Origin of the sequence: Pseudomonas sp. IPO3747 (assembly GCF_013385245.1) — a bacterium.
GTDB classification, from domain to species: Bacteria; Pseudomonadota; Gammaproteobacteria; order Pseudomonadales; family Pseudomonadaceae; genus Aquipseudomonas; species Aquipseudomonas edaphica.
Genome location: NZ_JACAQL010000022.1, coordinates 21,429 through 30,676 on the forward strand (window position 1 = coordinate 21,429; position 9,248 = coordinate 30,676).

The 9,248-nt window shown below is 60.3% G+C and carries 8 protein-coding genes; 3 read left to right on the forward strand and 5 right to left on the reverse strand.

Features of this window, described 5'->3' with window-relative positions; all coding sequences use genetic code 11:
- Nucleotides 1-105: 105 nt before the first annotated feature.
- The 5 genes from HX790_RS21630 to HX790_RS21650 form a co-directional block, all read right to left on the reverse strand.
- Nucleotides 106-1,998: a pilus assembly protein TadG-related protein gene (locus HX790_RS21630; protein ID WP_176992105.1), complete on the reverse strand. Its 1,893-nt coding sequence runs from the start codon at nt 1,996-1,998 to the stop codon at nt 106-108.
- A gap of 90 nt (nt 1,999-2,088) precedes the next feature.
- Nucleotides 2,089-3,039, reverse strand: coding sequence for a 2-hydroxyacid dehydrogenase (locus HX790_RS21635; protein WP_176992106.1), 951 nt, complete (start codon nt 3,037-3,039; stop codon nt 2,089-2,091).
- Nucleotides 3,040-3,135: 96 nt separating this feature from the next.
- Entirely contained in the window at nt 3,136-3,660 is a 525-nt protein-coding gene (locus tag HX790_RS21640; RefSeq protein ID WP_169986320.1) for a cysteine hydrolase family protein, read from the reverse strand.
- Between the two features lie 255 nt (nt 3,661-3,915).
- Nucleotides 3,916-4,362, reverse strand: coding sequence for a hypothetical protein (locus tag HX790_RS21645; RefSeq protein WP_176992107.1), 447 nt, complete (start codon nt 4,360-4,362; stop codon nt 3,916-3,918).
- Between the two features lie 57 nt (nt 4,363-4,419).
- Nucleotides 4,420-4,920 carry a DUF4822 domain-containing protein gene (locus tag HX790_RS21650; protein WP_099549332.1) on the reverse strand — a complete coding sequence of 167 codons (501 nt, stop codon included), beginning with the start codon at nt 4,918-4,920 and terminating at the stop codon, nt 4,420-4,422.
- A gap of 415 nt (nt 4,921-5,335) precedes the next feature.
- On the opposite strand from HX790_RS21650, the gene HX790_RS21655 reads away from it, so the two are divergent.
- The 3 genes from HX790_RS21655 to HX790_RS21665 all read left to right on the forward strand — a co-directional run bounded on the left by HX790_RS21655 (nt 5,336) and on the right by HX790_RS21665 (nt 8,992).
- The gene (locus tag HX790_RS21655) at nt 5,336-6,613 is read left to right on the forward strand and encodes a serine/threonine transporter (protein WP_170039592.1); all 1,278 of its coding nucleotides are present in this window, start codon (nt 5,336-5,338) and stop codon (nt 6,611-6,613) included.
- 125 nt (nt 6,614-6,738) lie between these two features.
- Nucleotides 6,739-7,356 (forward strand): ParB-like protein, encoded by a 618-nt coding sequence (locus HX790_RS21660; RefSeq protein ID WP_017136633.1) that lies wholly within the window; start codon nt 6,739-6,741, stop codon nt 7,354-7,356.
- Nucleotides 7,346-8,992, forward strand: coding sequence for a SulP family inorganic anion transporter (locus HX790_RS21665; protein WP_169986312.1), 1,647 nt, complete (start codon nt 7,346-7,348; stop codon nt 8,990-8,992). Before HX790_RS21660 ends, HX790_RS21665 begins: the two co-directional genes overlap by 11 nt.
- Nucleotides 8,993-9,248 lie beyond the last annotated feature (256 nt).

Consider the following 9,248-nt stretch of genomic DNA (forward strand, 5'->3'; position numbering starts at 1 on the left):
GGCCTTGGACTATTGGCTAATCTAATGCGCACCGCCGCCCAGCGACAAGGTCGGGGCGGCTTAATAGGTTAGCGTGTTGGACGATGATCAGCGGGCCTGATGTGCTCAAATGACCAGCATGGCCCGGCCACCGGGGTTGCACGACAAATTGGCACCGATTTCGACTTTTGCCAGGTCGATGCCCAGGCCGGCGAGCAGGTTGTTGACGATGGGGTCGAGCAGCGGGCCGAGCAGCCCGGCAATCAAGCCGCCCAGGGTGGTGAGCAAGCCGTTGACCACGCCCGTGACCAGGCCCAACACGGCGCCCAACAGGCTGGCCATTTTGGGCGGGTGGTTGATCAGTTGGATGCCGGTGAGTGTTTGCTTGAGGCTGCTGACCGCGTTCGAGCTGGCGAATGCGTAATAGAGCGGTTGCTGGTTGATAGCGGGCGGCTCGGTGTAGGTGTGCGCACGCTGGGTTTTCAACACGTCGCTGTCGATTCGGATGCCCAGGCCGCCCGCCGCAAAGGCCTGCCTGTCGCTACACACGCCGGTGCCGCGCTTGCAGGTTTTGGTGCCGATATCCACCACCGGGTACTCGTCTACCTTGAGTTTTTCTGTGGACGAGTACAGATTCTTGGGGTCAACCTGGCCAATCATCGCGCGCAATGCCGAGGTTTCGCCGAGTACCGACAACGACTTTTTGCCGCTGTCGCAACTGTAACCAGTGACCATAGCGCTGCCGCCAGCGGCTTCCAGGGCGATGTCGAGGGTGTCGCCGATTTCCAGGCTGGCGACCAGGCAACAATTGGGATCGAGTAAGCCAAACAGGCCGCCCAGCAGGTCACTGAGCGCTTGCACCGTGCCACCCAGCAGGTTATTCACCAGCGTGACGATCGGCAGTTTTACCGAAATCAAAGTGCGCACCTGGGCGGTGCGCACATAAATGGGCTGCTTGGCGATATCCTTGGGGTTGCCGATGCTGGAAACCTGCCCGGGCTCGATCACTTTGGTCGACACGGTCACGCCGAGCAGGCCCAGCACATCCACCGGCAGCTCCACGGCAACTGCGCTGGCCTTGTTCGACAGCTGCACAAAGCCCTGGATCAGGTTGAACAGTTGCAGGTTCACATCCAGCGCACTTTTGTCGGTGCCGTTCTGGATATTGATCAGGTCGCCCAGGTGCAGGATCTGCGTGCCCGGCGCAATCAGCTTGATGGCTTCCAGGTTGTTGATCACCACTTTGACCGCGTCACCGCCCAGCTTGAGCACATCAATGGCCGCCTGGATCAGTTGGCCTACAGTGGCGTCGGTCTTGAGCAGTTGGTCGTAGTTACCGGCGCTGACTTTCAATTGGATGGCCAGCGCATCCAGGTACTTGAGCAAGCTGATATCGGTATTGAGCAGCCCATTCCAGCCGACTGCGTCCAACTGCAACTTGCCGCCCAGCAGGCCGCCGATCAAGGCGTTGAGGGCGACAGACTTGGTGCTGTCCACCGTTAACAAGGTGCTGCGAACCGTGAGCTGGGCAACCGTTGGGGTGGGTGCGGCGGCGACGGCGGTGGCGCTGAGCAGCGTTGTCAGGTTGACGGGCTGGCCCGAGAACAGCGTGAGCAAGCCATGGGCAAGGCTGGTGTGCACGCGATGGGTGGCAATCACCCGGATGGCATCGGTTTTGCTCGGGTCGGCGCTGAACGTGCGCATAAAATCTGCGCCGGTGGCCAGGGTGCCGCAGGCGGTCGCCAGCGTGCGATTGTCGTCAAGGCTAAAGTTGTTGCGTGCGGCGCTTTCGGTCGCAAATTGTGCGGCATTGTTAGCGGGCGCCGCGCATGTGCCGCTGCGGCTCACCGCTTCCAGCGCAGCCGTATCGGCCACACGCTGCAATTTGCGCTTCTCCAGGTACAGGCGACCGCTGTCGACCACCAGCAGCAGAAACAGCAGCGCAATACCAAGGGTTACCGCGCCTATCAGGCCGATGGCGCCGCGTTGGCGGGCCGGGCCGAGTCCATGGCCAATCATTGTGCGTTCCTTCGCCGGTCCTGCACCGACGTCCTGAGCATCCCCGCAAGCAGTGTAGTCAGGTTTTGCGTCGGCGCTGGCTAATCGCTACTAGTTGCGCGGCGGCAGGGTAACCGGTGTCAGCACTGGGCGGCCGGCGAAGTATTCCACCAGGTTATCGGCCACGCGCTGCACGGTATCGTGGGCCGCTTCCGGCGACAGGCCGGCGACGTGGGAGGTGAGCACGGTATTGCTCAGCCGCTTGAGGGCGTCGGGCACTTTCGGTTCATCGTCGAACACATCCAGCGCGGCGCCGCCGATACGCCGTTGCTCCAGCGCAGCCACCAAGTCCGCAGTCACCACCACGCTGCCGCGTCCGATGTTCACCAGGTAACCGTTCGGCCCCAGCGCATCCAGGGCATGGCGATCAATCAGGTGGCGGGTGCTGGCCCCGCCCGGCGTGGCCAGGATCAGGAAGTCCGAGGTGCGCGCCAGCTCCACGGCGGTTGCGCAATAGGTGTAGTCCACATCGTCGCGGGGCTGGCGGTTGTGGTAACTCACTTCCATGCCAAAGCCGAGGGCGGCACGTTTGGCAATCTCCATGCCCACTGCGCCGAGACCGAGAATGCCCAGTTGCTTGCCGCCCAGGGAAGGGCGCATCACTTTGGGCCATTCGCTGCGCCGCACCGCCGCGTCATTCTGGGGAATGCCACGCACCAGTGCCAACAGCAACGCCATGGCGTGGTCAGCCACTGACGGCGCGTTTACGCCGGCGCCGTTGGTTACCACGATCCCGCGATTGCTCGCCGCTTGCAGGTCCACGTGTTCATAGCCGGCGCCGATCACGCAGATAATCTCGAGCAACGGCAGCGCCGCGATTTCCTCGGCATACAGCCCCAGCGGGCCACGGGTGAGTACCGCCTTGATCTGCGCGCCGTGGGCCTTGATCGCCTGGGCACGCTCGGCCGGTGTCGGCGCCAGAATCACATGGAAGTCGTTACTCTCGATGATTTGCAGGTATTCGTTGATGGTTTCAACCAGGACCAGAACAGTGGTGGACATCGGAAGGCTCTTCCTGAAGGGTTTGATAGGAGGAGTATGCGGGATTTGTAAGACGGAACGATTTGTTCGGTCAGAAAAAATCCCGCACAGGCAGTTCTAGAACTCAACATCCTGAGCTTTCACCCGCTTCACAAACGCCCCCGCCAAGGTCGCATTGTGATGCTCGATGATCGCCTTGGCCGGCAAGGTCGGGGTGTCCATGCAGGTGTGGGCGTCCTCGGGCAGTACCACCGTAAACCCAAGCTCCACCGCCACTCGGCACGTGGTGTCGATGCAAAACTGGGTTTTCATGCCGACCACCACCAATTCATCGACCTGTGCCGCCGCCAGTTGTTGCGCCAGGTCAGTGCCCAGGAAGCAGCTGGGGCGGGTTTTGTTGAACAGGTGATCGTGAGCGTCGTCGACGTCGAGGCCATGCCACAGTTGCCATAACGGGCTGCCAGCTTCGATCGGCGAACCTGCCGGGCCGGTGTGGCGAGCGACGAAGATAGCCACGTTGGCCCTGCGGGCGCGCTGGATAAGCTGGTTGATGGTGCCCAGCACGCGCTCGCGCTCGAAGGGCTGTTGCGGCCCGTCGTATAAACCGGTTTGCATATCGATGATCAACAGGGCGTTAGCCATGGTCTTGCTCCTTGCAGTGGCCAGCGGGCGGGGCAATAAAAAGGCCCCGTCCATTGCTGGCGGGGCCTTGGGGTGTTTCGGGGTGTTTTTAGCTTTCGCACCCACAGCCACCGCCCGACCCGCCATAAGCGGTCGTGGTGGTGGTGCGGGTGAGGCGGCGCTGAATGAGATTCATGGCTCGATCATGCTGGGGCGGGCGCGTGGTTGTCAACGGCGCTGCCATAGCTTCCTCAAAGGGCTGCCGCCACACTGCCATTATTGGGCAGAATCCGCCTGCTGCGCCTGGATTTGCTCTGCTTGCGCGATCGGCCTGAAATCGTAGGTAGGATAGAATTCCGTTGTGTAGGCGCCCCAGGCAGTGCGCTCTATCGCCAGATTGACCTCTACCAGGCGCGAAGCCGGCAGGCGTAGCACGACGATCTGTCCGATGCCCATGGTGACATTCCAACTGACCACTTCAACCCCGGCAGGAGGAAATACCTTGTGAAAGGCTTGCTTCGCCAATTGTGCCTTCAACTCGCTCAAGGGCCGCGACTGATCATGTTTGAGAAACACCGTTAACATGACGGCGTTATCAGCTGTGGCCGCCACAGTGCTTACGCTGGAGGGAGCGGCGGTGTTGGCAGTGGCTGTTGCGGGCAACAGAGCAACAGTCAACAGCACAGGTATTAACAATGATGTGGGGGCGTTACATGGCTTCATCTTGGGCACCTTGCAGTCTATTAATTCAAGCGGCGTAGCGTCAGGCGTGAGGGCTGACTAGTTCGACAGCGCAGTTTTTATCGGGCCGATATAAGGCGCATGGACGACATAGATTCGAACAGGAGGGTTGTTGGCAATCATGTCGCGAGGTACTTCGCGCGAGTAGGTGAACTCGTTCTTATCCAGTTTTTCCAGTCGCCTGACCACGGTTTTGACCGGTCCCACATCGGGCACCAGAATATGGGTATTTTGGTCGCCTGTGACGAGGAAGTAGCCGCCACCGCCATCGGCGTATTTTGAAAGCCCGGTGTCAGCATAGAAGAACTCATAACGGTTGCGCTGTGGGTCCCACATTGAAATGCCCACCACACCGGGGTAGTTGGCCTTGACATCCTTATCCGGGGCACCCTCGATATAGACTTTGGTGGTCAACCATTGTGGGGAAGAGGCCAGCGCCTGGATATCCCGTTCAGGCGCGGTTGGCGTTGCGTAACTTTCGCTGGATTTAAATAGGCCGATAAGACACAGACCAGTTAATACAATACTGAGTGTTTTCATTCTTGAATTCCTGAGGCTGCTGGCTAAGAGCGCGGCATGATGTTTGTGCGAGGGACGCGGCGATCTTAGTGTGTGCTCTGGCGGCGGCTCAATGGTTATGTATGGTCTTGTAATAGTTAATGGTCTATCTCAGTGGAAATATTATTTAGATGTAGGCTGTGTCTGCTTTAAATGTCGGATACTTCTTGGAAGTTGCTTCGTTTAACGGATTTTTGGCAAGGCCATAACCTTTCGCAGCCCACGAAAGCTGCCGTCCGCCTCCCTCCTTGAATTGCTGCGCCGCTCAACCATTCCTCAGCTAAGTCTTTGCTTATTCGAGAGAATCCCGGACAATCCGGCCCCTTCTATGGTCGAGGCGCTGCCTGTCAGGTTTTTCTGACTCGCCCCGGCCGTGTAAATGCGGAGATCCGACCGGATGAATGATCAGGCCAATAGCGTCGACGAACGCTATGCAACGACACCTGCAACCCTCACAAGCTGGAGCCGCCAGGACACCACCTGGATGCTCGGCCTGTTCGGCACCGCCATTGGCGCCGGTACTTTGTTTTTGCCGATCAACGCCGGCCTGGGCGGCTTCTGGCCCCTGGTGATCCTGGCATTGCTGGCGTTCCCGATGACGTTCTTCGCTCACCGTGGCCTGACGCGCTTCGTGCTGTCCGGCCGTGCCGGCTCTGACATCACCGACGTGGTTGAAGAGCATTTCGGCCTCAAGGCCGGTGCACTGATCACCTTGCTGTACTTCTTCGCCATCTTCCCGATCCTGCTGATCTACAGTGTGGCCCTGACCAACACCGTCAGCAGTTTCATGGAACACCAACTGCACATCATGCCGCCGCCACGGGCGATCCTGGCCTTTGTGCTGATCCTCGGCTTGCTGGCCGTGGTGCGTTGCGGCGAGCAAGTGATCGTCAAGGCCATGAGCCTGATGGTGTATCCGTTCATCGTCGCCTTGCTGTTCCTGGCGGTGTACCTCATCCCGCACTGGACCGGCGGCATCCTCAGCACTGCCAGCGAAGTCCCGGCGCCGTCCGCGCTGCTCAATACCCTGTGGCTGGCGATTCCGGTGATGGTGTTCTCGTTCAACCATTCGCCGATCATCTCGGCCTTCGCGGTTGATCAGAAGCGCCAGTACGGCGCCAATGCCGATGAGCGCAGCTCGCAGATCCTGTGCCGCGCGCACCTGTTGATGGTGGTAATGGTGCTGTTCTTCGTGTTCAGCTGCGTGCTGACGCTGTCGCCGGCACAGCTGGCCGAAGCAAAAGCGCAGAACCTGTCGATCCTGTCGTACCTGGCCAACCACTTCGACAACCCGACCATCGCCTTCGCCGCACCGTTGATTGCATTCGTGGCGATTGCCAAGTCGTTCCTGGGCCACTACATCGGTGCCAGTGAAGGCCTCAAGGGGCTGGTATTGAAAACCGGGCGTCGTCCGGCTGCCAAGTCCCTGGACCGCATGACCGCCGCGTTCATGCTGGTAGTGTGCTGGCTGGTCGCCACGCTCAACCCGAGCATTCTCGGCATGATTGAAACGCTGGGCGGCCCGATCATCGCGTCGATCCTGTTCCTGATGCCGATGTACGCGATCCGCAAGGTGCCGGCCATGGCCAAGTACCGTGGGCAAGCATCCAATGTGTTTGTCACTGCGGTGGGCCTGGTCGCGATTACTGCGTTGGTTTACTCGCTGTTGTCCTGATGACAGACGCCGGGTAACAAAGCCGATTCGCGCACTGCGTGAATCGGCTTTTTTTTGTGTCCGAAAAAATCCCCATGCCAATGAGGGCTAAGCTGTCGACGTGTTGGTTCCCTTTGGAGATACCCATGGCTCGGCCCCGCCCGCAATTGGTCACAGGCAAGCTGGAAAAACTGCACCCTACACAATTGACGGTCGGCATGGCGGAAGTCGCTGCCAAGCGCGACGCCTGGACCAAACTCAAGCGCAAGGAGCGCGCCGCCGCCCTCGACAAGCACTGGTTCCCTTGTGTGCTGGGGCCGGACGAGCGCTACTACATCACCGACCATCATCACTTCGGTATGGCTTTGATTCTGGAAGAGGTCAAGAGTGTGTCGCTGCTGATGCTCAAGGACCTGTCATTCGTGGAGCGCAGCACCTTCTGGAATGTCATGGCATTCAATCAATGGGTCCACCCCTACGACGCGCGCGGTTTGCGGCGTACCTATGAGGCCATTCCCCGCAAGATTACCGACCTGCAGGACGACCCTTACCGCAGCCTTGCCGGCCTGCTGCGTACCGCCGGTGGTTACGCCAAGGACGCAACGCCGTTCAGCGAGTTTTTGTGGGCGGACTTCTTTCGCAGCCGTATCGGCAGCGATGTTGTCAGCCAGCCAAATGCCAAATTGTTGGGCAAGGCCATGACTCTGGCGCGCAGCCAGGAAGCCCGTTATTTGCCAGGATGGGTTGGGCCGATTGAAAACTGAAACCGTTACGCCCGTTGCCGTACCCCCCAATCGTACCCAGGACATCCTTGCCGGGTTGTCCATCGCCGGGTTACTGCTGCCGGAGGCTGTGGCGTATTCCAGCATCGCTGCGTTGCCGCCGCAGGCCGGTGTGATCGCCTTGTTTGCCGGGCTGGTGTGCTACGGCCTGTTGGGCACCAGCCGTTTTGCAATAGTCTCGGCCACGTCCTCTTCTGCGGCGGTATTGGCGGCTGCCACCGCCAGCCTGGCCGGGGATGATCCGGCGCTGAGGCTGTCCCTGGCCTTCGGGCTGGTGCTGATCACCGGCGTGCTGTTTGTGTTGGCCGGTTTGTTCAAGCTGGGCGGTGTGACGTCGTTTATCGCCAAGCCGGTGCTACGCGGTTTTGCCTTCGGCCTGGCGCTGACCATCATCCTCAAGCAACTGGCCAGTGTGGTGGGCGTACACCTGACCGATAACAACCTGATCCGCTTTCTGCCGCAGTTACTGGAGCAATTAGCGCACTGGAATTGGCCGGCGGCACTGGTGGCAGCGGCAGCATTGGCGGTGTTATGGCTGTGCGCGCGAATCCCGCGCTTGCCGGGCGGCTTGCTGGTGGTGGTCCTGGGGATTGTTGCCGGGCAGTACCTGGGCTTGCAGGCCCATGGCGTGGCCTTGATCGGCATGATTGATCTTCGCCTGGAGCTGGGGCACTTTCCCGTGCTGCCGTTCGCGGATTGGTTGCGCCTGGGCGAGTTGGCCTTTGCCTTGGTCATGATCCTGTATGCGGAGTCCTACGGCTCTATCAGTTCGTTCGCACTTAAACATGGCGACCGGGTGTCATCCAATCGCGATCTGTTGGCGCTGGGCGCGGCGAATCTGGTGTCCGGGTTGTTCCACGGCATGCCCGCCGGTGCGGGCTATTCGGCCACGTCGGCGAATGAGGCTGCCGGCGCCGGTTCGCGCCTGGCGGGCATCGTTGCGGCGCTGGTGGTGCTGGTGATCGTGTTGACGGTGCTGCCGTATGTGGCGTTAACGCCGGAGCCGGTGCTGGCAGCCATCGTCATCTACGCGCTGGGCCGTGGTTTGAGCCTGCAACCCCTGGGCCGTTACTTCCTGTGGCGTCGCGACCGTTTGCTGGTGATCTGTGCGGTGGCGGCAGTGCTTGTGCTGGGCGTGCTGGATGGCTTGCTGGTGGCGGTGGCGATCAGCGTAGTGTTGATGCTGCGCCAGATGTCTTCGGCGGATATTCAAGTGCTGGGGCGCTTGGGCGACAGTCATGACTTTGTTGACCGTCAACACCATGCTGATGCGGTGCAGGTGCCTGGCTTGCTGATTGTACGGCCCAGTGAGGCGCTGTTTTTCGCCAATGCCGAACGCATCCTGGGCGCGGCGTTGCGCTTGATGCGTCAGTCGCCGGTCGAGGCGGTGGTGTTGAGCCTGGAAGAATCGCCTGATCTTGACGGCACCAGTATCGAGGCGCTGGCAGCGTTTTTTGCGCAGGTGCACGGGGAGGGCAAGCGGCTGGTACTGGCGCGGGTGCGGCATGCGGCGATGGAAGTGCTGCAAGCCTTGCCCGAAGCCGTTGCGCCACAGGTTTTGCTGAGTGCCTTGAGTGTTGATGGTGCAGTGCAGTTGGCGTTGCACGCCAGGTCTTGAGTGCAAGTGATCAAAAAATGTGGGAGCTGGCTTGCCTGCGATGGCGGGTTGTTGGTGGTGTACATATCCGTTGCTGCGGTAACGGCTTCTATTGGTTCCGCTCTTACAGCGGGTCACTTTTGTAAAGACCGGAATGCCGGCCCAGACAAAAGTAACCAAAAAGTCTTCGCCCCAACACTCGGTGCCTCGCTTAGGCTCGGCATGCCCGCAATCCGCCAGTGATTTGGGGGGGCGCCGCGATGGGCCATCCTTGGCC